At 60.3% G+C, this 23,931-nt stretch carries 25 protein-coding genes; 12 read left to right on the top strand and 13 right to left on the bottom strand.

Going from position 1 to position 23,931, the window contains the following annotated elements:
• The first annotated feature begins 123 nt into the window (after positions 1-123).
• Positions 124-1,185: an AraC family transcriptional regulator gene (locus J4E42_RS13075; RefSeq protein WP_202949139.1), complete on the top strand. Its 1,062-nt coding sequence runs from the start codon at positions 124-126 to the stop codon at positions 1,183-1,185.
• Here J4E42_RS13075 and J4E42_RS13070 read toward each other — a convergent pair.
• Entirely contained in the window at positions 1,142-2,596 is a 1,455-nt protein-coding gene (locus J4E42_RS13070) for a TrkH family potassium uptake protein (protein ID WP_008030441.1), read from the bottom strand. The two genes, J4E42_RS13075 and J4E42_RS13070, sit on opposite strands and share 44 nt — an antisense overlap.
• Before the next feature lie 122 nt (positions 2,597-2,718).
• Between J4E42_RS13070 and J4E42_RS13065 the strand changes: the two genes are divergently transcribed.
• The gene (locus tag J4E42_RS13065; protein WP_207285388.1) at positions 2,719-3,285 is read left to right on the top strand and encodes an NAD(P)H nitroreductase; all 567 of its coding nucleotides are present in this window, start codon (positions 2,719-2,721) and stop codon (positions 3,283-3,285) included.
• 109 nt (positions 3,286-3,394) lie between these two features.
• Here the strand turns inward: J4E42_RS13065 and J4E42_RS13060 are convergent, their stop codons facing one another.
• The 6 genes from J4E42_RS13060 to J4E42_RS13035 all read right to left on the bottom strand — a co-directional run bounded on the left by J4E42_RS13060 (position 3,395) and on the right by J4E42_RS13035 (position 7,749).
• Entirely contained in the window at positions 3,395-4,735 is a 1,341-nt protein-coding gene (locus J4E42_RS13060; RefSeq protein ID WP_207285387.1) for a cell wall metabolism sensor histidine kinase WalK, read from the bottom strand.
• A 175-nt stretch (positions 4,736-4,910) separates the two neighbouring features.
• Positions 4,911-5,360 (bottom strand): hypothetical protein, encoded by a 450-nt coding sequence (locus J4E42_RS13055; RefSeq protein WP_008030449.1) that lies wholly within the window; start codon positions 5,358-5,360, stop codon positions 4,911-4,913.
• A gap of 283 nt (positions 5,361-5,643) precedes the next feature.
• Positions 5,644-6,321: a response regulator transcription factor gene (locus J4E42_RS13050; RefSeq protein WP_008030451.1), complete on the bottom strand. Its 678-nt coding sequence runs from the start codon at positions 6,319-6,321 to the stop codon at positions 5,644-5,646.
• A gap of 7 nt (positions 6,322-6,328) precedes the next feature.
• A complete protein-coding gene (locus J4E42_RS13045) occupies positions 6,329-6,742 on the bottom strand; it encodes a hypothetical protein (RefSeq protein WP_008042694.1) in 414 nt (137 codons plus the stop codon).
• Between the two features lie 109 nt (positions 6,743-6,851).
• A complete protein-coding gene (locus tag J4E42_RS13040; RefSeq protein WP_007984134.1) occupies positions 6,852-7,151 on the bottom strand; it encodes a YciI family protein in 300 nt (99 codons plus the stop codon).
• Position 7,152: 1 nt separating this feature from the next.
• A complete protein-coding gene (locus J4E42_RS13035) occupies positions 7,153-7,749 on the bottom strand; it encodes a septation protein A (RefSeq protein WP_008042693.1) in 597 nt (198 codons plus the stop codon).
• A gap of 87 nt (positions 7,750-7,836) precedes the next feature.
• On the opposite strand from J4E42_RS13035, the gene J4E42_RS13030 reads away from it, so the two are divergent.
• The 7 genes from J4E42_RS13030 (at position 7,837) to arfB (ending at position 15,653) form a co-directional block, all read left to right on the top strand.
• Positions 7,837-8,700 carry a PHP domain-containing protein gene (locus tag J4E42_RS13030; RefSeq protein ID WP_008030458.1) on the top strand — a complete coding sequence of 288 codons (864 nt, stop codon included), beginning with the start codon at positions 7,837-7,839 and terminating at the stop codon, positions 8,698-8,700.
• Between the two features lie 13 nt (positions 8,701-8,713).
• Entirely contained in the window at positions 8,714-9,343 is a 630-nt protein-coding gene (locus J4E42_RS13025) for an L-threonylcarbamoyladenylate synthase (RefSeq protein ID WP_032832737.1), read from the top strand.
• Between the two features lie 63 nt (positions 9,344-9,406).
• A complete protein-coding gene (locus tag J4E42_RS13020) occupies positions 9,407-10,165 on the top strand; it encodes a segregation and condensation protein A (RefSeq protein ID WP_404943248.1) in 759 nt (252 codons plus the stop codon).
• An 11-nt stretch (positions 10,166-10,176) separates the two neighbouring features.
• Positions 10,177-11,157, top strand: coding sequence for an SMC-Scp complex subunit ScpB (scpB, locus tag J4E42_RS13015; protein WP_207285386.1), 981 nt, complete (start codon positions 10,177-10,179; stop codon positions 11,155-11,157).
• A gap of 350 nt (positions 11,158-11,507) precedes the next feature.
• Positions 11,508-12,761, top strand: a complete 1,254-nt coding sequence (rluB, locus tag J4E42_RS13010; protein WP_008030465.1) for a 23S rRNA pseudouridine(2605) synthase RluB — start codon at positions 11,508-11,510, stop codon at positions 12,759-12,761.
• A gap of 853 nt (positions 12,762-13,614) precedes the next feature.
• Positions 13,615-15,027 (top strand): amino acid permease, encoded by a 1,413-nt coding sequence (locus J4E42_RS13005; protein WP_207285385.1) that lies wholly within the window; start codon positions 13,615-13,617, stop codon positions 15,025-15,027.
• A 212-nt stretch (positions 15,028-15,239) separates the two neighbouring features.
• The gene (arfB, locus tag J4E42_RS13000) at positions 15,240-15,653 is read left to right on the top strand and encodes an alternative ribosome rescue aminoacyl-tRNA hydrolase ArfB (RefSeq protein WP_003222786.1); all 414 of its coding nucleotides are present in this window, start codon (positions 15,240-15,242) and stop codon (positions 15,651-15,653) included.
• Here the strand turns inward: arfB and J4E42_RS12995 are convergent.
• The 6 genes from J4E42_RS12995 to phhA all read right to left on the bottom strand — a co-directional run bounded on the left by J4E42_RS12995 (position 15,650) and on the right by phhA (position 20,064).
• Positions 15,650-16,849 carry an MFS transporter gene (locus tag J4E42_RS12995; protein WP_207285384.1) on the bottom strand — a complete coding sequence of 400 codons (1,200 nt, stop codon included), beginning with the start codon at positions 16,847-16,849 and terminating at the stop codon, positions 15,650-15,652. The genes arfB and J4E42_RS12995 overlap by 4 nt on opposite strands.
• Before the next feature lie 104 nt (positions 16,850-16,953).
• Positions 16,954-17,136: a hypothetical protein gene (locus J4E42_RS12990; RefSeq protein ID WP_207285383.1), complete on the bottom strand. Its 183-nt coding sequence runs from the start codon at positions 17,134-17,136 to the stop codon at positions 16,954-16,956.
• Positions 17,137-17,213: 77 nt separating this feature from the next.
• A complete protein-coding gene (locus J4E42_RS29460) occupies positions 17,214-17,345 on the bottom strand; it encodes a hypothetical protein (protein ID WP_008030474.1) in 132 nt (43 codons plus the stop codon).
• A gap of 279 nt (positions 17,346-17,624) precedes the next feature.
• On the bottom strand, positions 17,625-18,818 hold the full coding sequence (locus J4E42_RS12985) for an amino acid aminotransferase (RefSeq protein WP_008042685.1): 1,194 nt from the start codon (positions 18,816-18,818) through the stop codon (positions 17,625-17,627).
• A complete protein-coding gene (locus tag J4E42_RS12980; RefSeq protein WP_008030478.1) occupies positions 18,818-19,174 on the bottom strand; it encodes a 4a-hydroxytetrahydrobiopterin dehydratase in 357 nt (118 codons plus the stop codon). The genes J4E42_RS12985 and J4E42_RS12980 overlap by 1 nt, the downstream gene beginning before the upstream one ends.
• Before the next feature lie 104 nt (positions 19,175-19,278).
• The gene (gene phhA / locus J4E42_RS12975) at positions 19,279-20,064 is read right to left on the bottom strand and encodes a phenylalanine 4-monooxygenase (protein WP_207285382.1); all 786 of its coding nucleotides are present in this window, start codon (positions 20,062-20,064) and stop codon (positions 19,279-19,281) included.
• A 381-nt stretch (positions 20,065-20,445) separates the two neighbouring features.
• Here phhA and J4E42_RS12970 point away from each other — a divergent pair, with 381 nt between their 5' ends.
• The 3 genes from J4E42_RS12970 to flgG all read left to right on the top strand — a co-directional run bounded on the left by J4E42_RS12970 (position 20,446) and on the right by flgG (position 23,890).
• Positions 20,446-22,005 carry a sigma-54-dependent phenylalanine hydroxylase transcriptional regulator PhhR gene (locus tag J4E42_RS12970; protein WP_008030481.1) on the top strand — a complete coding sequence of 520 codons (1,560 nt, stop codon included), beginning with the start codon at positions 20,446-20,448 and terminating at the stop codon, positions 22,003-22,005.
• A 313-nt stretch (positions 22,006-22,318) separates the two neighbouring features.
• Entirely contained in the window at positions 22,319-23,059 is a 741-nt protein-coding gene (locus tag J4E42_RS12965) for a flagellar basal body rod protein FlgF (RefSeq protein ID WP_008030482.1), read from the top strand.
• A gap of 45 nt (positions 23,060-23,104) precedes the next feature.
• Positions 23,105-23,890 carry a flagellar basal-body rod protein FlgG gene (flgG, locus tag J4E42_RS12960; protein WP_008042682.1) on the top strand — a complete coding sequence of 262 codons (786 nt, stop codon included), beginning with the start codon at positions 23,105-23,107 and terminating at the stop codon, positions 23,888-23,890.
• Positions 23,891-23,931 lie beyond the last annotated feature (41 nt).

Here is a 23,931-nt window from a genome sequence, read left to right as displayed (position 1 = left end):
TGTTCTGCGGGTAGCTTATTTGAGTCTAGAGTGATCATTGGCATCAGCCAGTGACAATGGGCGCCACTTTAGTATCCTTCGGAAATTGGCCGTAGCATGCGGCTCATCATGTAAGTAAACGCCATGAGCGAACGAACGACTTCTGCAAGCTGGGCGATGGGGATTGTCAAAGCACTGGAGATGGACGGCCTGGATTGCCGGGTTCTGTTCAAGCAGCTGGGGCTCGACTATGCGTCACTGGACGATCCGGATGCGCGCTTCCCGCAAGATTCCATGACACGTCTGTGGCAGCGCGCGGTCGAGCTGTCCGGTAACCCGGCGATTGGCCTGAACATGGGCAAGGTCGTGCGACCGGCGTCATTCCACGTGGCTGGGTACGCCTTGATGTCCAGTCAGACCCTGGCCGAAGGCTTTCAGCGCCTGGTGCGTTATCAGCGGATCATCGCCGAAAGTGCCGACCTGAGTTTCCGTCTGCTGGATGAGGGGTATGCCCTGATTCTGACGGTCCACGGCGACCATCTGCCGCCGACCCGACAAAGTGCCGAAGCCTCGCTGGCCTGCGCGCTGGCGCTGTGCGGCTGGCTGACCGGGCGCACCCTGCAACCGCGCAAGGTGTTGGTGCAGGGCGAACAGCCCGTCGATCTCGAACCGTATAAACAAGCCTTCCATGCGCCGCTGGTGTTCAACGCGCCTTATGACGCGCTGATTTTCGAGCGCGCCGACATGGAAGCACCGCTGCCAACCGCCAACGAGGCCATGGCGCTGCTGCATGACCGCTTTGCTGGGGAATACCTGGCGCGCTTTTCCGAAAGCCGCGTGACCCACAAGGCCCGTCAGGTGTTGTGCCGTTTACTGCCTCAGGGCGAGCCCAAGCGCGATACCGTGGCGCAGACGCTGCACTTGTCGCAACGGACGTTGCAGCGACGCTTGCAGGAAGAGGGCACGAGTTTTCAGACGCTGCTCGATGACACCCGGCGCGAACTGGCCGAGCAGTATTTGGCGCAACCGAGCATGACCCTGCTGGAAATTGCCTACCTGTTGGGGTTCGCCGATCCGAGCAATTTCTTCCGCGCCTTCCGACGCTGGTTCGATGCCACCCCCGGCGAGTACCGGGTGCGGCTGATGGATGCGCCGAACCAGGTCAGTGACGCCAGAACGCCGGAATACACAGAACAAACACCGTAATGATCTCCAGTCGGCCGAGCAGCATGCCGAACGACAGAATCCACTTGGCGGCATCCGGAAGGGTGGCGAAGTTGCCCGCCGGGCCAATGGTTTCGCCCAGCCCCGGGCCGACCCCGGAAACGGTACTGGCGGCGCCGGTCAGCGCGGTCATCCAGTCGACGCCGAGCAGCGACAACAGCAGGGCGATCACACAGATGGTAATGGTGAAGAAGAACGAAAAGGTCAGGATCGAACGCACGATCTCTTCATCGAGGCGATGGCCGTTGTACTTCTGCTTGATCACCGCGCGCGGGTGAATCAACTGGTTAAGGTTGGCCTTGAGCAGAATGTAGGCGACCTGGAAACGGAAAATCTTGATCCCGCCTGCAGTCGATCCCGAGCAGCCGCCGACAAAGCCCAGATAAAAGAACAGCATTAGCGAGAAATTACCCCACAGGCTGTAGTCCCCGAGTGCGAAACCCGTGGTGGTCACCACCGACGTCACGTTCAGCGCCACATGCCGTAGCGCGTCCAGCCAATGCAACTGAGTGGTCCACCAGTACCAGGTGGTGAGCACCAGCCACGTCACCAGCAACATGCCGAGCAAACCTTGAACCTGTTCATCCTTGATCAGCGCTTTGCGATTGCCACGCAACGTTGCCACGTACAGGGTGAACGGCAAGCTGCCGAGAATCATGATGACGATCGCCACCCAGTGCACCGCCGGTTGCGTCCACTTGGCCAGTGACTGGTCAGAGGTGGAGAAACCGCCGGTGGAAATGGCCGACATCGCGTGGTTGATCGCATCGAACGGGCTCATCCCGGCCCACCAGAACGCCAGGCTGCCGAAAATGGTGATGCCGACGTAGGCTGCTACGATCAAACGCGCCACCATGTGCGAACGGGGCATGACTTTTTCGGAACGGTCCGACGACTCGGTCTGAAACAGCCGCATGCCACCGATACGCAGCAACGGCAGAATCGCGACGGCCATGCCGATAAAGCCGATGCCACCGATCCAGTGCAGCAACGAGCGCCACATCAGGATGCCGGGGGACATGTCATCGAGGTGATTGAGCACCGTTGAACCGGTGGCCGTAATCCCGGACATGCTTTCGAAGAATGAGTCGGTGTAGCTGATGTGCTGGGTCAACAGGAATGGCAGCGCCGCAAAGATGCACACCACCAGCCAGCTGCTGACGGTCAGCAGGTACATGTCCCGCGGGCGCAAGTGCACGTGCTCGGGGCGGCCGGGGATCACCAGCGCCAGGCCGGCGACAAAGGTGATCATGCTGGCCCAGAGGAACGACGGCAGATCGCCGGTGCGATCGAAAATCAACAGGGTGGCCATGGGCACGACCATGGCGATCGCCAGCGTGATCAGGAAGAGGCCGATGATGAAACCAATGAGACGTAAGGTCGGCAACGCCATGAAGTCCGCTCGGGCTGAAAGTAGGAAGGGCGCCATTCTACCCGTGGGGCAGGGCATGTAAACCGGCATCCCCGTGGCACTTGCAGCTAGAATAGCCGGACATTTTTTTCAGGAGGTGGCCGATGCAGGCTCTCGACGCTTTGCTCAACCGTGTTTCCGTTCCACGACTGATCGACCCGGCCCCTACCGCCGAGCAGCGCGAAGTGCTGTTTAACGCCGCGATGCGTGCGCCGGATCACGGCCACTTGCAGCCTTGGCGCTTCCTGACAGTCGAAGGCGCAGCGCGCGAGCAAATGGGCGAGTTGCTGGCCGAAGCCGCGAAACTGCAGGACAGCGAAGCGTCCGAAGCGGTGCTGGACAAGGCCCGCAATGGTCCGCTGCGCGCACCGTTGGTGGTCGTGGTGATCGCGCGGTTGCAGGATCACGTCAAGTATCCGAAGTCCGAGCAGTTGCTGGCGGCCGGCTGTGCGGCGCACGGGATTCTGCTGGCAGCCTATGCGCAAGGGATCGGCGCGGTCTGGCGCACCGGTGAGCTGGCGTATTCGGCGCATGTGGCCAAAGGGTTGGGGTTGGCTGAAGGGGAAGAGGTGATTGCTTTCCTGTACCTGGGCACGCCGCTGAAAGAACCGCGTGTTGCAGAGAAAGTCGATCTGGCTGAATTCGTCAGCGCGTGGCCCGGCAAAGCCTGACACCACCAATCAAATGTGGGAGCGAGCCTGCTCGCGATAGCGGTGTGTCAGAAACACATTTGTTAACTGACACACCGCTATCGCGAGCAGGCTCGCTCCTACAGGGGGATTACGGTTGGACCAGGGCTCCGGGTACCAACGGTAATTCCAGACTGGCGATGAATCCGCCCTGTGGATGATTGGCCAACACCAGACTCCCGCCATGCCGCTCCGCCGCCCGGCGTGCAATGGCCAATCCCAATCCATGCCCGGCGGCTGTTTGCCCCGGCGCCCGATAAAACGGCTCACCCAACTGGCTCAAATGCTCGGCGTCGACCCCCGGCCCATGGTCACGCACGCTCACCACAATCCGCTCACCCTGACGCACTGCCTGCATTTCAATCGATTGCCCCACCGGGTTGAAGCGCTGGGCGTTGCGCAGCAGGTTGTCCACGGCGCGCTCGATCATCGTCGGCCAGCCTTTGAGATTCAGTTGCGGTTCCGCGTCGAGGCGAACGTTCTGCTCCGGCGAACCCAGTTGCGCATCCTTTTGCAGCGAGTTGAGCAGCGCATTCAGATCAACGTCTTCTGCGCTGGCGTTGTCGGCATCGACCCGCGCCAGTACCAGGATCTCGCTGATCAGCGCTTCGAGGCGGTCGCACTCGCGGGTCAGGCGCGGCCAGAGTTTTTCCCGTTCTTCGGGGTTGGCCCGTTCGGCCAGTGCCAGCGCTATGCGCAACCGGGCAAGCGGTGAGCGCAATTCGTGGGACACATCGCGCAGCAATTGGCGCTGACTGCCGATCAGGCTTTGCAGCCGTGAGCCCATGCGGTTGAAATCGTTGGCGAGCACGCCGAACTCATCGCGACGGTTGGCCAGTTTCACCAGGCTGTTCTGTTGATAGGTGGTTTGCCCCAGATCATGTACCGCGCCGCGCAAGCGGCTTAGCGGGCGGGTGATGGACAGGGTCACGAACAGGCTGAACAGGGTCAGCACCACGAGCGCGATGCCCAGCGCACTCAGTGGCCAGAGCAGGCTTTCGCGGTGCCATGAGTCCAGCTCCGGGTGCGGAATACGATAAATCAGCAGGTAGGTGTCGCCGGTTTTTTCACTGGTGTACTCGGCGGTCAGACGCCGCCACGGCAGGCGTCGGTCATCGTTGTTCTGCCGTGCTTCGAAGGCGGCGGCGCGGCGCGGAAAGGTACCGCGAACGAGCGGGTCACCGCTTTCGTTGAGCACCTGAACGTCGATGTGATACTGGCGTTTGCGCTGTTCGAGAATGTCCTGGGCGGCTTCTTCGCCCTGGGCTTCGTAGGTTTGCGTCCATTCTTCGGGCAGGGTGTTGAGGCCCGGGTGGCGACTGAGAATCCACGCGTCCTGGTTGAGCATGTGCCCGAGCAGAATGGACAACCCTGCCACCAGAGCGATGGCCAGCCAGAAGCTGGCCAGGATACGCCAGAACAATGAGCGCACAGAAAATCCTCAAGCTGACTGAATTCCATGTGGGAGCGAGCCTGCTCGCGATGGCGGTGTGTCAGTCAAAGTAACTTGGTCTGATACACCGCCATCGCGAGCAGGCTCGCTCCCACATTGAACAGGGTGGTATCAGACCCAACGGTGTTCAGCCGTTGGGTCCGGGGTCAGCGCATTATTGCGCTTTTTGCGGTTGTTGCGCTTTCCAGGCCTTGAACTCGGCCCATTCGGCGCGGCGCTCAGCCTGTTTTTTCTGGATCTCGTCGAATTGCTTCTGTTGATCCGGTTTCAGCAGGGCGCGCACATCGGCCTCGGCTTTCTTGTGGTTGGCGGCCATTTCATCTTTCATGGCTTTCTGGTCGGCTGGCGAGAGTTTTTCCAGGTATTTGTCGACCACTTGCTTACGCTCGTGCATCTGCTCGCCCATGATCTTGCGGATCTGCTCGCGCTGTTCGCGGCTCAGGTCCAGTTGGCTGTACGGGCCCTTGCCGTGCATGCCGTGCATCTGACCGCCGTGGCGCGAGCCGTCCATCGAACCACCCATCGGGCCGGCGCCTTCAGGCATGGCCATGGCAACGGTTGGCAGGGCGGCAGCGAACATCAGAGCGATAAGAGTCTTGCGCATGGTGAATCTCCTTGTCTCGTTCCCGGTACGTTCCGGATGAGTACAGATTACGCAGATCAAGGTCAGCGGCGGTCAGCGGAGCGTAAAGCTTGGGTAAAGACGGTTTGGCATCCACCTGACACAACACCAAACCTGTAGGAGCCGGCTTGCCGGCGATTCAGACAACGCGGTGTGTCAGGTAAGCCGCCATCGCCGGCAAGCCAGCTCCTACAGGAGGTTGTATTCACCGAACCTGTAGGAGCCGGCTTGCCGGCGATGCAGACGACGCGGTCATCGCTGGGGATCAGAGGCTGTAGTAATAGCCACGGCTGCGCAGGGCGACGATGCGCGGGCGGCCGTCGGGGTGGGGGCCGATCTTTTTGCGCAGGTTACTGACGTGCATGTCCAGGCTGCGGTCGTACAGGGTGAGCTTGCGACCGAGGGCGATCTGCGCCAGTTCCTGTTTGTCCAGCGGCTCGCCCGGCTGCTTGAGCAAGGCTTCGAGCAAGCGGCTTTCGGAGACGGTGAGGGTGAATTCCTGTTCATCGATGCTGACCACGCCGCGCACCGGGCTGAAACACAGATCGCCCAGTTCAAGCTGGCTGGACACCGCCGCCGGATGACTGCGGCGCAAGACGGCGCGCAGGCGGGCGGTCAGTTCCCGTGGGTCGCACGGTTTGGCCAGGTAATCGTCGGCGCCGAGTTCCAGGCCCAGGATGCGGTCCAGAGGTTCGCCGCGGGCCGAGAGCATCAGCACCGGCAATTCCGGATGGTCGCTGCGCAATTGCTTGAGCAGTTCCAGGCCGCTGCCGTCCGGCAGCATCACATCCAGCACCACCGCCGCCGGGGACGTTTCGGCCAGCGCGCGACGAGCACTCTGGCCGTCGTGGCAAGCCCGGACATGAAAGCCTTCCTGGCTCAGCCAACTGACCAGAAGCTCACACAGCTCCTGATCGTCATCAATTAATAACAGCTCGCTCATGACTCACTCAATTTAGCCATTGTCGACGTTTTCGACTTGCACCACTGGCGAAGATACCGCAGAGCAGGGCCAATAGCGCAACTCCAGCGCCGATCACGAACCATTGCTGCTGGTCTGTCAAAAAGCGCGGCAGCGGACTGCTGGCCTGGGCTTCCTTGAGTTGCAGCTTCAGGCGCTGATTCTCCTGGCGCAACCGGCTCAGCTGAGGGCTTTCGCGTTCGGCATCTGCACTTTGCAGTTGTTTGCTCAGTTCTTCTCGTTGCTGTTCGCTCACCTTCAAGCGTTGCTGCAACTCGCTGATCTGGCTCCCGGCGCTCAAGGACAGAGGCGTCGAACTACCACCGGCGGCACTTTCTTCACCGTGGGCGGGCGCCACGATCGACAACGTGACCAACATCAGACACAACGGACCTTTGCGCATCGGAGCTCCTGAATCCAATCGATTATTGGGCAGGTTGTCGGCAGGCAAACGAGAATAATGAGCGATTGAGAGCGCGATGAACCGACAAGGTTCATCGCGAGGGAGAGATTTACGGCAGGACTTGCTTGAACGGCTTGACCAAAACGTTGGCGTAGACGCCTGCAGCGATGTACGGGTCGGCGTCGGCCCAGGCCTGGGCGGCGCTCAGGGAATCGAATTCGGCGACGATCAGGCTGCCGGTGAAACCCGCAGCGCCCGGGTCATTGCTGTCGACTGCCGGGTGTGGGCCGGCCAATACGATACGACCTTCACCTTTGAGCACTTGCAGGCGCTCAAGGTGTGCAGGCCGTGCGGCCAGGCGGGCTTCCAGGGAATTGGCGACGTCTGTGGCAATGATTGCGTAAAGCATGTCAGTCCTCGGTTTTTGGCGTAGTGGTATCGGCGTCGTGCAGGTGGCGGGACAGGTAAATACCCTGGGCGACCAGGAACAACAGCGTCATGCCCAGGCTGCCGAAGACTTTGAAGTCGACCCAGTATTCCTGAAACGTGAACGCGACAAACAGGTTGGCGGCACCGCAGAACAGGAAAAATGCGATCCAGGCGATGTTCAGGCGAGTCCAGACCTGGTCCGGCAGGGTCAGTGCGTGGCCCATGATGCGCTTGATCAGCAGCTGGTCACCGATGAAGTGGCTGCCGATGAACGCCAGGGCAAACAGCCAGTTGACCACCGGGGCTTTCCATTTCAGGAAGGTCTCGCTGTGGAACGCCAGTGTCAGGCTACCGAAGACCAGGCACGCGATGAGCGTCAGCCATTGGCTTTTTTCCAGCTTGCGCTGCTTGATGAAGAGCGTGCCGTACACCACCAGGGAGCTGATGATCAGCATTGCCGTGGCGCTGTAAATACCGCCTACAGTCACTGGATGACCGGCGATGTCGACGACCCGTGGATCGATTTTGAATACGATGAAAAACAGCAGGAGCGGGATGAAATCGATGAATTGTTTCACAGTGGCAGCCAGAAGCAGGATGTGGCGGCATAATAACAAACATATGGGCGCGCGATAGCGCCGGCTGATTTGAGGTTACACATCCCTGTGAATGTTGATTTGCACTGCCATAGCACGGCCTCCGATGGCGCCCTGGCGCCTGCGGTTCTGGTTGCGCGTGCGTTCGAGAAAGGCGTGCGAGTCCTGGCCTTGACCGATCACGACACCCTTGAAGGCCTCGATGAGGCCCGTAGCGCCGCAACGGCGCTGGGGATGCAACTGGTCAACGGCGTCGAGTTGTCCTGCACCTGGGGCGGCGCAACCATTCATGTGCTGGGCTACGGATTTGATGTCAATGCCGCGCCGTTGGTCGATGCCATCGCCAAGTTGCACGATGGCCGTTGGCTACGTTCCGAAGAAATAAGCCGCAAACTGGCGTTGAAGGGCATGCCGGGTGCGCTGGAGGGCGCCCGGGCGATTCAACAGGAACTGGGCGACAGCGGCAACGCGCCGGCCCGCCCGCACTTCGCTGACTGGATGGTGCGCGAAGGTTTCGTCAAGGATCGCGCCGAAGCGTTCCGCAAATGGCTGGGCGCCGGCAAGCTGGGGGACGTCAAGCAACACTGGCCGACCCTGGAAGAGACCGTCGAAACCCTGCGCGCCGCAAAAGCCTGGGTGAGCCTGGCGCATCCCTGGCACTACGATTTCACTCGCAGCAAGCGTCGCCGCCTGATTTCTGACTATATTCAAGCTGGGGGCCACGCTATCGAAGTGGTCAATGGCCATCAGCCCGCCGAGCAAGTGGGCAGCCTGGCGATTCTCGCCCGCGAGTTCGGTCTGCTGGTCAGCGCTGGCAGTGATTTTCATGGCCCTGGAGGCTGGTCCGAGATCGGTGAATACCGCCCGCTCCCGGAGGATCTGCCACCACTGTGGTGTCGATTCAAACATGACCCAATTATTGCCGCCGTCTGAACAGGTAGAGAATGTGAGTCAATTTTTCCAGATACATCCGGAAAACCCGCAAGCGCGCCTGATCAAACAGGCTGTCGAGATCATCCGCAACGGCGGGGTGGTGATTTATCCCACAGACTCTTCCTACGCCATTGGTTGCCAGATCGGCGACAAGAATGCCGTGGAGCGCGTGCGCCGGTTGCGTCAACTGGACGAGAAGCACAACTTCGCGCTGATTTGCTGCGACCTGTCGCAACTCGGGCTGTTCGCCAAGATCGACACCGGCACCTTCCGCGTGCTCAAGGCGCACCTGCCGGGGCCTTACACCTTCATTCTCAACGCCACCCGTGAAGTCCCGCGGCTGTTGTTGCACCCGAAAAAGCGCACCATCGGCCTGCGTGTGCCAAGCCATCCGATTGCCCTGGCGCTGCTGGAAGAACTCGGCGAACCGCTGATGAGCGTGACGCTGATCATGCCGGGCGACACCGACCCGCTGAGCGATCCTTACGAAATGCGCCAATTGCTCGAGCATCAAGTGGACCTGATCATCGACGGAGGTTTCGGTGGGATCAAGGCGTCCACAGTGATCAACCTCGCCGATGGCGAGCCGGAAGTGATCCGCGTCGGTTGCGGCGACCCGACGCCGTTCATGGCCGAGGCGTAAATGTCTGCAGTAGAGCCCGTTATCGACAGTCAGGCCGGCGCCCAGCAAGAACTGCCTTTCGCCATGGTCTATGGCCAGGCGGTGCTGGAAATGCCGCTGGACCTGTACATTCCGCCGGATGCGCTCGAGGTTTTTCTCGAAGCCTTCGAAGGCCCCCTCGACCTGCTGCTGTACCTGATCCGCAAACAGAACATCAACATCCTCGACATCCCGGTGGCGGAAATCACCCGCCAGTACATGGGCTATGTCGAATTGATGCAGTCGGTGCGCCTGGAACTGGCCGCCGAGTACCTGGTGATGGCCGCGATGCTGGCCGAAATCAAATCGCGGATGCTGTTGCCTCGCGCCGAAACCATCGAAGACGAAGAAGACGATCCGCGCGCCGAACTGATCCGTCGCTTGCAGGAATACGAGCGCTTCAAGGCAGCCGCCGAAGGCATCGACGGCCTGAGCCGCGTCGGTCGTGATGTGGTGGTGCCCAAGCTGGATGCCCCGGAAGCACGGGCGCGCAAGTTGTTGCCGGATGTGAGTCTGTCCGAGTTGTTGATGTCCATGGCCGAGGTGCTGCGCCGTGGCGACATGTTCGAAAGCCACCAGGTCAGCCGCGAGGCGCTGTCCACGCGCGAACGCATGAGCGACGTGCTGGAGCGGCTCAAGGGGGGCGGTTTCGTGCCCTTTGTCGAGCTGTTCACCGCTGAAGAAGGACGCCTGGGGGTGGTGGTGACCTTTATGGCGATCCTCGAACTGGTCAAGGAATCCTTGGTCGAGCTGGTGCAGAATGAGCCGTTCGCGGCGATCCACGTGCGAGCCCGAGCCGAATAACGAGTTGAATCATGAACCTGACTGAACCCCGCGAGCTGGCGCCACTGCTTGAAGCCTTTCTGTTGGCCTCGGGAAAACCGCAATCGCTTGAACGCCTGTTCGAACTCTTTGAGGAGGGCGAGCGGCCGGAACCGCCGGTCTTCAAGAAAGCCTTGGCGATCCTGGCCAAGTCCTGCGAGGGCCGTGCGTTCGAGCTGAAGGAAGTCGCCTCCGGCTATCGCCTGCAGATCCGCGAAAAATTCTCGCCATGGGTCGGGCGTTTGTGGGAAGAGCGCCCGCAGCGGTATTCCCGTGCCATGCTCGAAACCATGGCCCTGATTGCCTATCGCCAGCCGATCACCCGGGGCGAGATCGAAGACGTGCGGGGCGTGGCGGTCAACAGTCACATCGTCAAGACGTTGCTGGAACGGGAGTGGATTCGCATCGTCGGTTATCGCGACGTGCCCGGTAAACCGGCGATGTTTGCGACGACGAAGGCGTTTCTCGATCATTTCAACCTGAAGAATCTTGACGATCTGCCGCCGCTCGCAGAACTGCGCGAGCTGGAGCCTGACCCAGTGCTCGACTTCGACGATGCGCCCGTGCCAGCCGGTTTGCAGGAACTGGCGGACGCCAGCGCCGAGCCGGAAGAGCCGAAGGAAGAAACCAGCTTCCATACGTTGTTGCTGGAGCTGGACACCATGGAGGAGGGGCTCAAGACCGACTTCGATGACATTTTGCGTGATGGCGAGATGAGCGTGACCGAAGAGGTTTTGGCGCAGCCGGAAGCGGTCATTGAGGCTGAACTTCAAGTCGAACCAGAAGCCACCGTCGAAGAAGAACGGGAAGATGATGTGCTCGGTGTGGCTGAGGCGCGCGAAAAGCTCCTGGCCGCCGTCGCCGCGCTCGAACAGCCGAAACCCGAGCCTGAACCCGAGTTGTCCGACGAAGAAGCCGAAGCCCGGGCCCTCGCCGAAGCCATCGAAGCCGAACGCCGCGAGTTCGAAGACTGACCTCCGACCTCACAGGCGATGAAATCCCTGTAGGAGCCGGCTTGCCGGCGATAGCGGTGGGTCAGTCGACACATTTAGTGCCTGACAGGACGCCATCGCCGGCAAGCCGGCTCCTACAGGGTTTGTGTTGGCTGGAGGTTTGATGAGTTCAACCAACGATCAGCGTCTGATCAAACTCGGTACCACCGGTCGGCGGAAATCCGGGTAACTGGCCATTCATCAGCTAGTCTCTGATGCGCAAACGCCGACATGCGCGTATGATTCGCGACCCTTCGGCGATCCCTTCGCCCGAGTACAAGCTTTCAACTCTTCAGGCAAAGCCTGAACAGACCACACCGGGAGGTGCCCAGATGAGTATCAACGACCAGAAAGACGACCAGGAAATCGGCCCAGCAGGCGAGAAACTGCAGAAAGTCCTCGCCCGTATCGGCGTCGGCTCGCGCCGTGACGTAGAAGCCTGGATCAGCCACGGCCGCATCAAGGTCAACGGCAAAGACGCCACCCTCGGGCAGCGCGTCGACATGCACGACGCCATCACCATCGATGGCAAGGTGATCAAGCGCGAAGAAGCCGCCGAGTCGGTACGCCGCGTGATCATGTACAACAAGCCCGACGGTGAAATCTGCACCCGCCTTGACCCGGAAGGCCGCCCAACCGTTTTCGACAAGATGCCACGGCCCAAAGAAGGTCGCTGGATCAACATCGGCCGTCTGGACATCAACACCACCGGCCTGCTGATGTTCACCACCGACGGTGAACTGGCCAACCGCCTGATGCACCCTTCCTACGAAATGGACCGTGAATACGCGGTACGTGTGCGTGGCGAAGTCGATGACGAGATGATCGAGCGTCTGAAGGCAGGCGTCGTCCTTGAAGACGGCCCGGCCAAGTTCACCGACATCAAGCAAGCGCCCGGTGGCGAAGGTTTCAACCACTGGTACCACTGCGTGGTGATGGAAGGTCGCAACCGCGAAGTTCGTCGTCTGTGGGAATCCCAGGGCCTGGTGGTCAGCCGTCTGAAGCGCGTGCGTTTCGGTCCGGTGTTCCTCAACTCCGACCTGCCGATGGGTCGCTGGCGCGAAATGAGCCAGTACGAAGTCGACATTCTGAGTGCGGAAGTGGGTCTGACGCCTGTGGCCATGCCGCAGATGAATGCCAAGAGCAAAGACAAGCTCGACCGTATGCAGCGTAAATCGTCGCGTCCGATGGGCAAGACCGAGCGCGTGCGTTCGCTGCGTCCTGCCATCGGTAACCAGTCCGCTGCTACACCGCGCGATACCCGTGAACCGCATATCGAAGGCGAGCGTCCAGCCCGCAAGCCAGCAGCGCCACGCGCCGACGGCGAGCGTGGTCCACGCACGCCGCGTCCGGCCAACGGTCGCACTGAGCGTGGCGAAGGCCGCGGTGCCCCTGCGGGTCGTGGAGAGTCTGGTCGCGGTACGCCAGTGGCGGATCGTCCATCGGACACCAAGCGCCCGGCCAAGCCAGCGCCAAAACGTCCGGGGATCAAGCTGGTCGAGGGTGACAAACCATCGGGCAAGCGCCGCGGCGCGCCAGCCGGTTCGGGCCAGCGTCCGGGCTTCGGTCGTCGCAAGCCTGAGTAAGGGCTGAGCGGCAGATGAAAAACGCCAACCTTCGGGTTGGCGTTTTTTTTTGCCCTGGTTTCGGATCTGCATTGTTCTTGAGGGCCTCTTCGCGGGCAAGCCTCGCTCCTACAGGTTCGGTGCCGTTTCCGCGAGCCGCGATACCTGTAGGAGCGAGGCTTGCCCGCGAAGGCGTCAGTGGGAGCACTGCCAAAGTCAGGGTGGAAAATAGGTGTTACGCCTCGTAAAGAAAACCTGACGATTTCTGCCGATTGGCCTCGCGAAACCACCCTCCGGCGATAACCGTAAGAAATTTCTTCCGCTCTATGAGCCTTTAGACCTTTTTCAGCTCTCTGGCCCGCTTGTTTCAGCGGCTCCAGAAGGGTGTCATGCGCCCCATGCCTGTCGTGCAGGTGCATAACAAAAAGGAGGCGCAATGTACGCCGTGACTCATCTCCACCTCTCCCCGTGGGGCGGTTTTCCTATCGCTCACGCCGACGACCCGCAAAGGTCTGACTCTCTTTTTGCAGCCGCCCGAAACCCTCGGGGCGGACACAGGCAATCCCGGCAACCGACGCGCTGATCCAGCGGTGTCTGGCAGCAGGGGGGTAGCGGTGTACAATGCGCCGCGTTTTACCTGTGACCTCCTGCGCACCTGCGCAAACCTCAAGGCTATCCGCCTTGTTCACTCCGCCGCGTCACGAGCGTGTCGGGTTCGATTTCGTCACAGATAAAAACAAACAGGTGACGCATGACCGTTGTAAATACGCTGAACTCCTGGTGCCTGCGCTGGGGTTTGATCGGCGCTGCTTAAAGTCGCAACCGAGCAGCAACGTCTATTGAACATCATCAAACCTTGCGTGAGACCCTTTTCATGAGTGGACAAAACTCGCATTCAGGCGAGCTGAAACGCGGCCTGAAGAATCGTCATATTCAACTGATCGCCCTTGGTGGCGCGATTGGTACCGGCCTGTTCCTCGGTTCGGCCGGTGTACTGAAATCCGCTGGCCCGTCGATGATCCTCGGCTACGCCATCTGCGGCTTCATTGCCTTCATGATCATGCGCCAGCTCGGCGAAATGATCGTCGAAGAGCCGGTGGCCGGTTCCTTCAGCCACTTCGCGCACAAATACTGGGGCGGTTTCGCCGGTTTCCTGTCGGGCTGGAACTGCTGGATCCTGTACATTCTGGTGGGCATGTCGGAGCTGACCGCCGTCGGCAAATACATCCACTACTGGGCACCGGACATCCCGACCTGGGTCTCGGCAGCCGGGTTCTTCGTGCTGATCAACCTCATTAACCTGGCCAACGTCAAAGTCTTTGGCGAGGCGGAGTTCTGGTTCGCGATCATCAAGGTCGTCGCGATCGTCGGCATGATTGCCCTGGGCAGCTATCTGCTGGTCAGCGGGCACGGCGGACCGGAAGCGTCGGTGACCAACCTGTGGTCCCACGGTGGTTTCTTCCCGAATGGCGTCAGTGGTCTGGTGATGGCCATGGCGATCATCATGTTCAGCTTCGGCGGCCTGGAAATGCTCGGCTTCACCGCAGCAGAAGCGGACAAACCGAAAACCGTGATCCCGAAAGCGATCAACCAGGTGATCTACCGGATCCTGATTTTCTACATCGGCGCACTGGTCATCCTGCTGTCGCTGACGCCATGGGACAGCCTGCTGGCGACCCTGAACGCCTCCGGCGATTCCTATAGCGGCAGCCCGTTCGTGCAAGTGTTCTCGATGCTCGGCAGCAACACCGCCGCGCACATCCTCAACTTCGTGGTGCTGACCGCGGCGTTGTCGGTGTACAACAGCGGCACCTACTGCAACAGCCGCATGCTGTTGGGCATGGCCGAGCAGGGCGATGCGCCGAAAGCCCTGGCGAAGATCGACAAGCGCGGCGTGCCGGTGCGTTCGATCCTCGCTTCGGCGGCGGTGACGCTGATTGCGGTGCTGTTGAACTACCTGATCCCGCAAAACGCGCTGGAACTGTTGATGTCGCTGGTGGTGGCCACGTTGGTGATCAACTGGGCGATGATCAGCTATTCGCACTTCAAGTTCCGCCAGCACATGAACAAGACCAAGCAGACGCCGCTGTTCAAGGCCCTGTGGTATCCGTACGGAAACTACATCTGCCTGGCGTTCGTGGTGTTCATCCTTGGCGTGATGCTGTTGATCCCGGGCATTCAGGTTTCGGTGTACGCGATTCCGGTGTGGGTCGTGTTCATGTGGATTTGCTACGGCATCAAGAACAAGCGCAGTGCTCAACAAACGTTGCAGGCTGCAATGAAATAACGCAGCGCGCAGACACAACAAACCCGGCCATGTGCCGGGTTTGTTGTTTCTGGGGTACACACAAAACACCTGTGGGAGCGAGCCTGCTCGCGATAGCGGCAGGTCAGGCAATGATGATGTCGACTGACACGGCCTCATCGCCAGCAGGCTGGCTCCCACAGGGACGGTGCTAATCAAGGTATCCTGCGCACTCTGAATACGGACGCTTTTCCATGCTGGTGATTTCCAACAATGTGCATCTGCCGGATGCCGAGATCGAATTGACGGCCATCCGCGCCCAGGGCGCCGGTGGGCAGAACGTCAACAAGGTCTCCAGCGCCGTGCACCTGCGCTTCGACATTCCGGCCTCGTCCTTGCCCGAGTTCTACAAGGAGCGGCTGCTGGCGCTGCGTGACAGCCGCATCACCAGCGACGGCGTGTTGATCATCAAGGCCCAGCAATACCGCACGCAGGAGGCCAATCGCGCCGATGCGCTGGAGCGGCTGACCGAGTTGATCCTCAGCGCCACCAAGGTTGAAAAGAAACGCCGTCCGACCAAACCGACCCTCGGCTCGAAGAAGCGTCGGCTCGAATCCAAGACCAAGCGCGGCAGCATCAAGGCCGGGCGCGGCAAGGTCGATTTCTAGCGGGCGTCTCGCTCTTCACGATACTTGGGCGCTTGCCTGTACAGGTAAACGCTCAGTGCCAAACCGCTCAAAGCGGCGAGGGCGGCGAACAGGAAGATTGAAGCAAAACCAAATCCGGCGGCAATCGCGCCCGCCAACGGTCCGGTAATCCCCAGCGACAGATCGATGAACAGCGAATACGCGCCAACCGCAGCGCCACGGCTGGACGCTGGCACCAGATTGACCGCTTCCACGCCCAGTGCCGGGAACACCAGGGAAAAACCGAAACCGCTCAGCGCAGCACCGGCCAAGGCCCAATGAGCATCCGGTGCCAGCCACAGCAGCAACAGCCCGAGGGTTTCCACCGACAGACAGGCAATCGCCACGCGAAAACCACCGAGGCGGTTGATCAGGTTGCCGAACAACAGCCGCGCGCCGATGAAGCTTGCGCCAAACAGGCTCAGGCACAACACCGCGTTGTCCCAGTGTTGCGTGGCGTAATACAGGGTGATGAAGGTGGCGATGGTGCCAAAGCCGATCGAACCCAGCGCCAGGCCGCAACCGTGCGGCAGCACTCGACCCAGCACATGCATGAACGGCAATCGTTCCCCGGCCACGATGGGCGCGGCGGTTTTCGGCCAGGCCAGCGCCAGGCCCAGCACGGCCAGCAACACGATGCTCACGCCCATGCTCCACAAGCCCAACTGACTGACCAGCAACACGCCAAGCGGTGCGCCGACGGCGAGTGCGCCATAACTGGCGATGCCGTTCCACGAGATCACTTTGGCGGTGTTCGCCGCGCCGACCCGGCCGATGCCCCAGCCGATCGAGCCCGAGCCCACCAGGCTTTCTGCGCTGCCAAGTACCAGGCGACCGATCAACAGGCTGATCAGGCTCAGCATCGGCAGGCTTTGGGTCCAGGCCGAAATCAGCATGAATACGCCGCTCAGACCGCAACCGGCGAGGCCATACATGACCGCCAGTTTGCTGCCCTTGTTATCAATGATTTTCCCGGCGTATGGACGGCTGAGCAGGGTGGCCAGGTATTGCACGCTGATCACCAGGCCGGCGACTACGGCACCGAAACCCAGATCGCTGTGGACGTAGCCGGGCAATACGGCCAGGGGAATGCCGATGTTGAGGTAGCCGATAAAAGTGAACAGGACGATGGAAACGACTTGCAGCGTGACCGCCAGGGGGCGCTGGTTTTCAGACATGGGTAAAGGTCCACGGGAAAGCAGGATAGATAGGCTGCTTATGATAGCGGCGTGAGAGGCCGCGGGCGTGGAAAAGTAAAACTATTTGCCGGGTGGGGGGTGAATCAGGGTTTGGCGGGGGCGACCAGTTGTGTCGTGACCAGGGCGGCCAGGGCATTTTCTTCGCTGCCGAAACGGGCGAGCAATGCCGCTTGTTTCTCGGGGGGGAGGCGATTCCAGATCTCGATCATCTTCTCGGCGGTGCCGATCAGAACGCTGGCCTGGGTCTCGCTAAAGTCATCGGTCATGGTGTGCAACTCAAGGGTTCAGGCGGTGTGGAAAGCGCATGTTAGCGCTTTCCACACGGTCTGGCATTGCGGGTGTTTCAGTCTTCGCTGTCGGCCTGGCGGCGTTCAGTGGCTTCTTTCGGCTCGGGCTGTTGGGCGCCGGCTTGCTGCGTGGGTGTCTGCTCAGTTTCGTGCAGGCTTGGGAAGGGGAGATTAGGGATCTCGTGCATGTTTCGCGCTCCTCGCAAAGTCTGTTGATAGATCTGGTAGATCCGCGCTTTTACAAAGCCTGGGCAGGATACAGCAGGAGAAATGACAATCAGACTTTTATATCCAATTGTTACGACGGATGGGCTTGTCTAGACAGGTGTGGAAGAGGGCGCACCGCAAAACAAATGTGGGAGCGAGCCTGCTCGCGATAGCGGAGTGTCAGTCAACGTCTATGTCGACTGATACACCGCTATCGCGAGCAGGCTCGCTCCCACAAGGGAACTACAGAGTTCTTGAGATTACTTGCAGACTTTGGCGATGGCTTCGGCCAGCAGATCAAGACGCGTCGCATCAATCCCCGCCACGTTCGCCCGGCCGGTACCGACCATGTAAACGCTGTGATGATCACGCAGCTGTTTAACCTGGTCAGGCGTCAATCCGGTGTAGGAAAACATGCCGCGTTGCACACCAATGTGCGCAAAGCGCTCGCGCAAACCATGAGGCTCCAGCGCCTCGACCAGGCCGCTGCGCAGTTGGGCGATACGCAAGCGCATGGCTTCCACTTCGTCGGCCCAGAGGCTTTTCAGCTCTGGATCGCCGAGGATCGTTGCCACGACGGCAGCGCCGTGATCCGGTGGAGTCGACCACAGGTTACGGGCGATGTTGGCCAGTTGGCTGCGGATATCCACCAGTTTGTCAGCCGTCTTCGCGCAGACAATCAGCGCCCCCGTGCGGTCGCGGTACAGGCCGAAGTTCTTCGAGCAGGAGCTGGTAATCAACACTTCCGGCAGTTCGGCAGCGAACAACCGGGTCGACCACGCATCCTGCTCCAGTCCGTCGCCGAAACCCTGATAGGCGAAGTCGATCAGCGGCACCAGATTACGACTGCGCACCACTTCCAGTACCCGGCGCCAGTCGTCATGGGACAGATCGAAACCGGTCGGGTTGTGGCAACAAGCGTGCAGCAAAACCACATCGCCCTCAGGGGCTTCGTTGAGTGCTGCCAGCATCGCTTCAACATCGAGGCGGTTGTCGCTGCCGACATAAGGGTAGTGATTAACCTTGACCCCGGCCGTGGCGAAAATGGTTTCGTGAATCGGCCAGGTCGGGTTGCTCAGCCACACGCCACGGCCCGGCAGGCACTGGGCGATGAAGTCCGCGCTCAAGCGCAGCGCACCGGTGCCGCCTGGCGTCTGGGTGGCGCCGGCCCGTTGTTCGGCGATCAGCGCAGAATCGGCGCCGAGCACCAACTCGTTGATGGCTTTGCCGAACGCCGGTTCGCCGTGACCGCCGATGTAGGTCTTGGTGGTCTGGCGATCCACCAGGCGCTGCTCCGCAAGCTTCACGGCCTGTGGAATCGGCGTCAGGCCAAAGGCGTCTTTATAGACGCCCACGCCAAGGTCGAATTTGCGCGGGTTGGGGTCCTGCGCATAGGCCTCCATCAGGCCGAGAATCGGGTCGCCGGGTACTCGACCTATGGCGTCGAAATGCATTATTTGCGGCCCTCGGCGTCCTTGGCCACTTCGTCAGTGCGCGCGGCCATGATGAAATCGTTGCGGTGCAGGCCTTTGATGGAGTGGCTCCACCAGGTCACGGTGACTTTGCCCCATTCGGTCAGCAGGCCCGGGTGGTGACCTTCAGCCTCGGAGATTTCACCGACGGCGTTGGTGAACGCCAGCGCGTGCTTGAAGTTCTTGAACAGGAAAACCTTTTCCAGCTGCATGACGCTGTCGCGGACTTCGATGTTCCAGTCCGGGATCTGCTTGATCAGTACCGGCAACTCTTCGTCGCTGACCTGAGGGGCGTCGGCGCGGCAGGCTTCGCAATGGGCTTGGTTCAATGTGGACATGATGTGTTCCTGAATTCGAATGATTGGAAATCGGCCGTCAGTGCAACCACGCTAAACCAAAGCGTCGATTCCTGACAGGCTCACTTGATTCTAAAAGCTGCGGATCACGCGGCTTTCGGCGGAAATTTCGGTGCGTGCAAGCCCAGCTGCATGCCTTGCTTGACCATGCCCATGATGTCTTCGTGGGCGAGGTCGAACAGACGCTTGAGGTTCGGCAAGACGAAATACAGCGGTTGCAGGATGTCGATGCGGTAAGGCGTGCGCATGCATTCCAATGGGTCGAAGGCCTGATGCTCAGGTTCGTTCGACAGGCTGTAAACGGTTTCTTTCGGCGAGGAAAGAATGCCGCCGCCGTAAATGCGCTGGCCTTGGGGTGTATCGACCAGGCCGAACTCGATGGTCATCCAGTACAGGCGCGCCAGGTACACGCGTTCTTCCTTGGAAGCCTTCAGGCCGAGTTTGCCGTAGGTGTGGGTGAATTCGGCGAACCAAGGGTTGGTCAGCAGCGGGCAGTGACCAAAGATCTCGTGGAAAATGTCCGGCTCTTGCAGGTAATCCAGCTCTTCGCGGGTACGAATAAACGTCGCCACCGGAAACTGCTTGTTGGCCAGTAATTCAAAGAAGGTCTGGAAAGGAATCAGTGCGGGTACTCGGGCAACCTGCCAGCCGGTGGTTTCACCGAGGACTTTGTTGATTTCGCCGAGTTGCGGAATGCGGTCGTGGGGCAGACCGAGTTTTTCGATACCGTCCAGGTATTCCTGGCACGCACGCCCTTCGATCACTTTCAGTTGGCGAGTGATCAGCGTGTTCCACACCGCGTGTTCTTCGGCGGGGTAGTCGATAAAACCTTGCGCATCGGGCTCGCGAGCCACGTACTGCGTCTGCTTCATGCTGCTCTCCTGCTAGGGGATTTCGTTCTTGTTATGTCCTGCTATGGACTTAGAAATACCTCAGGAATTGCGATGTTGCAGCACGTGTAAGCCGTCGCATGTAGGAAAATTCGTTGGTTTTCGTAAACTTTTCGTTACGGATTGGCGACTGTGGCGCTGCGCATGAGTTTTTCGGGTTTGAAATGGCTCACAGGTGTCACATAATCTTGACGACTATCTGAGGGCGCCAACAGAAAATTTCCCCTGCGGCCCTCGATTGATTGGTAAACCGCTGTAGGTAGGAGCCGGCTTGCCGGCGATAGCGTTCTCAAGGACGCCATCGCCGGCAAGCCAGCTCCTGCAGGGAGCGATCCATCGCCTTAATTTATCTTCGGGCCTTATATGCGTATCAAAGTCCACTGCCAGAACCGCATCGGCATCCTGCGCGACATTCTCAATTTACTGGTCGAGTACGGAATCAACGTCGCTCGAGGTGAAGTGGGTGGCGAGCATGGCAACGCGATCTACCTGCATTGCCCGAACCTGATCAATATTCAGTTCCAGGCATTGCGTCCGAAATTCGAGTCGATTGCCGGGGTCTTTGGCGTCAAGCGTGTAGGCCTGATGCCGAGCGAGCGTCGGCACATGGAACTCAATGCTTTGCTCGGTGCTCTGGAATTTCCGGTGTTGTCGATCGACATGGGCGGCTCGATTGTCGCGGCTAACCGCGCGGCGGCGCAGTTGCTCGGCGTGCGTGTCGATGAGGTGCCGGGGATCCCCTTGTCGCGTTACGCCGAGGATTTCGATTTGCCGGAACTGGTGCGCGCCAACAAGTCGCGGATCAACGGGCTGCGAGTCAAGGTCAAGGGTGACGTGTTTCTGGCCGACATCGCGCCGCTGCAATCGGAACATGACGACAGCGAGGCCATGGCCGGCGCGGTGCTGACGCTGCACCGTGCCGACCGGGTAGGGGAGCGCATTTACAACGTGCGCAAACAGGAGCTGCGCGGGTTCGATAGCATCTTCCAGAGCTCGAAAGTGATGGCGGCGGTGGTGCGTGAAGCCCGGCGCATGGCGCCGCTGGATGCGCCGCTATTGATAGAAGGCGAAACCGGCACCGGCAAGGAGTTGCTGGCACGCGCCTGCCACCTGGCGAGCCCGCGCGGTCAGTCGCCGCTGATGGCGCTCAATTGCGCCGGCCTGCCGGAGTCCATGGCCGAGACTGAGTTGTTCGGCTACGGCCCCGGCGCGTTCGAAGGCGCCCGTGCCGAAGGCAAGCTAGGGCTGTTGGAGCTGACGGCGGGCGGTACGCTGTTTCTCGATGGCGTGGGGGAAATGAGCCCGCGCCTGCAGGTGAAACTACTCAGATTCTTGCAGGACGGTTGCTTCCGTCGTGTAGGCAGTGATGAAGAGGTTTACCTCGATGTGCGAGTGATCTGTGCCACGCAGGTCGACCTGTCGGAATTGTGCGCTCGTGGCGAGTTTCGCCAGGATTTGTATCACCGTTTGAACGTGCTTTCGCTGCATATCCCGCCGCTGCGCGAATGCCTGGATGGTTTGACGCCGTTGGTGGAGCACTTCCTTGATCAGGCCAGTCGGCAGATCGGTTGTGCGCTGCCGAAACTGGCGCCGGCGGCCATGGAGCGGCTCAGTCACTACCATTGGCCGGGCAACGTCCGGCAGTTGGAAAACGTGTTGTTCCAGGCGGTTTCGTTATGTGAGGGCGGGACGGTCAAGGCTGAACATATTCGCCTGCCGGATTATGGCGTGCGTCAGCCGCTTGGCGATTTTTCGCTTGAAGGCGGGCTGGATGAGATTGTCGGGCGTTTTGAAAAAGCGGTGCTGGAGCGTTTGTATTCCGAACATCCGAGCAGTCGCCAACTGGGCAAGCGGTTGGGGGTTTCGCATACCACCATTGCCAACAAGTTGCGTGAGTATGAGGTTGGCAAGACTGAGTCCTAGCTGGCGTTTGCTGTGTTTGTTTTGGCCCCATCGCGAGCAGGGCTCGCTCCTACAGGGGATTGCATTCCAAATGTAGGAGCGAGCCCTGCTCGCGATAGCGGTATCCTGTTCAGCCTCAAGGCCAAGCGTTGCCACTTACCGGCATAACACCGCCGGTTTTTCGTCTTTGACACATTCCCCCATTTCCCCCTGAACGCCCCAAGTCCTTTGTTTGCCGGGCTCCGCGCCGCCAGAAAAAAGTTGGTCTGCAAATTGCTTATCGCTCAGCAGTACAGCGGTGGGCGGCAAACGTCCGGCATGCAGAGGAAAGAGTGTGGACAAGTACCTTTATGTGGCAATGACCGGCGCCAGCCAGAATGCACTGGCGCAGAAGGCTCATGCGAACAACCTGGCGAACATCTCCACCAACGGCTTCCAGAAAGACCTGGAGCAGGCGCGTTCGATGCCGGTGTTCGGTGACAGCTTTCCGGCGCGTGCGTTTGCGATGTCCGAACGTCCGGCCACCGACTTCTCCGCGGGCTCTCTGGTACAAACCGGTCGCGACCTCGACGTCGCGGTGCAGGGCAACGGCTGGATCGCGGTGCAGAACCCCGACGGCGGTGAAAGCTACGTGCGCACCGGCAGTCTGAACGTTGACGCTCTGGGCGTGTTGCGGGCCGGCAACGGCATGCCGGTGATGGGCAATGGCGGGCCGATTTCCGTGCCGCCCGAGCAGCAAATCGAAGTGGGTGAAGACGGCACCGTCAGCATTCGTGCGATGGGCGAAGGCCCTCGCGTGATGGCTGAAGTCGACCGCATCAAGCTGGTCAACCCGGATTTCAAGAACATGACCAAAGGCCTGGACGGTTCGATCCACACCAAGGATGGCAAGCCGGCGCAAGCCGATGCCAACGTCAAACTGGTGTCCGGGTTCCTGGAGTCGAGCAACGTCAATGCCGTGGAAGAGATGACTTCGGTACTGGCGCTGGCCAAGCAGTTCGAACTGCACATCAAGATGATGAACACCGCCAAAGACGATGACCAGGCCATGGCTCGGGTCTTGCAGATCAGCTAATTATCAGAACGTCGCGCCGTAAAACAGGCGCACGAGGAGAATCGAATGCTTCCGGCTCTATGGGTTGCCAAAACAGGTCTGTCCGCCCAGGACACCAACCTGACCACCATTTCCAACAACCTGGCGAACGTGTCGACCACGGGTTTCAAACGTGACCGCGCCGAGTTCCAGGACCTGCTGTACCAGATCAAACGCCAGCCAGGCGCCCAGTCGACCCAGGACAGCGAACTGCCGTCGGGTCTGCAATTGGGTACCGGTGTGCGCATTGTCGGCACCCAGAAAAACTTCAACGCCGGTAGCCTGCAAACTACCGAGCAGCCGTTGGACATGGCCATCGACGGTCGCGGTTTCTTCCAGATCCTGCAACCGGACGGCACCACGTCCTACACCCGTGACGGTACGTTCCACCTCGACTCCAACGGCCAGATCGTGAACGCCAACGGCTTCGCCCTCGAGCCGGCCATTGTCATTCCGAACGACGCGCAGACCTTCACGGTCGGTCGCGACGGCACCGTGTCCATCACCATTGCCGGCAACCCGGCATCCCAGGTGATCGGCAACCTGCAAACCGCCGACTTCATCAACCCGGCCGGCCTGCAAGCCGTGGGTAACAACCTGTTCCTGGAAACCGCTGCCAGCGGCGCGCCGCAAGTCGGCACGCCAGGCCTGGCCGGTTTCGGTACCACGCTGCAGAACACCCTGGAAACTTCCAACGTCAGCACCGTTGAAGAGATGGTCAACATGATCACCACTCAGCGCGCCTACGAGATGAACTCCAAGGTGATCTCCACCGCCGACCAGATGCTCTCGTTCGTAACGCAGAATCTGTAATCAAGTCTATGAGGCGGTCATGAGGCCGCCTGCAACACCGT

Origin of the sequence: Pseudomonas sp. FW300-N2A2 (assembly GCF_017351735.1) — a bacterium.
Lineage (GTDB): Bacteria > Pseudomonadota > Gammaproteobacteria > Pseudomonadales > Pseudomonadaceae > Aquipseudomonas > Aquipseudomonas migulae.
Note: the sequence above shows the minus strand (reverse complement) of the source record. Positions and strands in the feature narration are given on the sequence as shown.

Coding starts and splice junctions, on each gene's coding strand:
- J4E42_RS13075 (WP_202949139.1), top strand. CDS start 124: ATGAGCGAACGAACGACTTCTGCAAGCTGGGCGATGGGGATTGTCAAA.
- J4E42_RS13070 (WP_008030441.1), bottom strand. CDS start 2,596: ATGGCGTTGCCGACCTTACGTCTCATTGGTTTCATCATCGGCCTCTTC.
- J4E42_RS13065 (WP_207285388.1), top strand. CDS start 2,719: ATGCAGGCTCTCGACGCTTTGCTCAACCGTGTTTCCGTTCCACGACTG.
- J4E42_RS13055 (WP_008030449.1), bottom strand. CDS start 5,360: ATGCGCAAGACTCTTATCGCTCTGATGTTCGCTGCCGCCCTGCCAACC.
- J4E42_RS13050 (WP_008030451.1), bottom strand. CDS start 6,321: ATGAGCGAGCTGTTATTAATTGATGACGATCAGGAGCTGTGTGAGCTT.
- J4E42_RS13045 (WP_008042694.1), bottom strand. CDS start 6,742: ATGCGCAAAGGTCCGTTGTGTCTGATGTTGGTCACGTTGTCGATCGTG.
- J4E42_RS13040 (WP_007984134.1), bottom strand. CDS start 7,151: ATGCTTTACGCAATCATTGCCACAGACGTCGCCAATTCCCTGGAAGCC.
- J4E42_RS13020 (WP_404943248.1), top strand. CDS start 9,407: ATGGTCTATGGCCAGGCGGTGCTGGAAATGCCGCTGGACCTGTACATT.
- scpB (WP_207285386.1), top strand. CDS start 10,177: ATGAACCTGACTGAACCCCGCGAGCTGGCGCCACTGCTTGAAGCCTTT.
- rluB (WP_008030465.1), top strand. CDS start 11,508: ATGAGTATCAACGACCAGAAAGACGACCAGGAAATCGGCCCAGCAGGC.
- J4E42_RS13005 (WP_207285385.1), top strand. CDS start 13,615: ATGAGTGGACAAAACTCGCATTCAGGCGAGCTGAAACGCGGCCTGAAG.
- arfB (WP_003222786.1), top strand. CDS start 15,240: ATGCTGGTGATTTCCAACAATGTGCATCTGCCGGATGCCGAGATCGAA.
- J4E42_RS12995 (WP_207285384.1), bottom strand. CDS start 16,849: ATGTCTGAAAACCAGCGCCCCCTGGCGGTCACGCTGCAAGTCGTTTCC.
- J4E42_RS12990 (WP_207285383.1), bottom strand. CDS start 17,136: ATGACCGATGACTTTAGCGAGACCCAGGCCAGCGTTCTGATCGGCACC.
- J4E42_RS29460 (WP_008030474.1), bottom strand. CDS start 17,345: ATGCACGAGATCCCTAATCTCCCCTTCCCAAGCCTGCACGAAACTGAG.
- J4E42_RS12985 (WP_008042685.1), bottom strand. CDS start 18,818: ATGCATTTCGACGCCATAGGTCGAGTACCCGGCGACCCGATTCTCGGC.
- J4E42_RS12980 (WP_008030478.1), bottom strand. CDS start 19,174: ATGTCCACATTGAACCAAGCCCATTGCGAAGCCTGCCGCGCCGACGCC.
- phhA (WP_207285382.1), bottom strand. CDS start 20,064: ATGAAGCAGACGCAGTACGTGGCTCGCGAGCCCGATGCGCAAGGTTTT.
- J4E42_RS12970 (WP_008030481.1), top strand. CDS start 20,446: ATGCGTATCAAAGTCCACTGCCAGAACCGCATCGGCATCCTGCGCGAC.
- flgG (WP_008042682.1), top strand. CDS start 23,105: ATGCTTCCGGCTCTATGGGTTGCCAAAACAGGTCTGTCCGCCCAGGAC.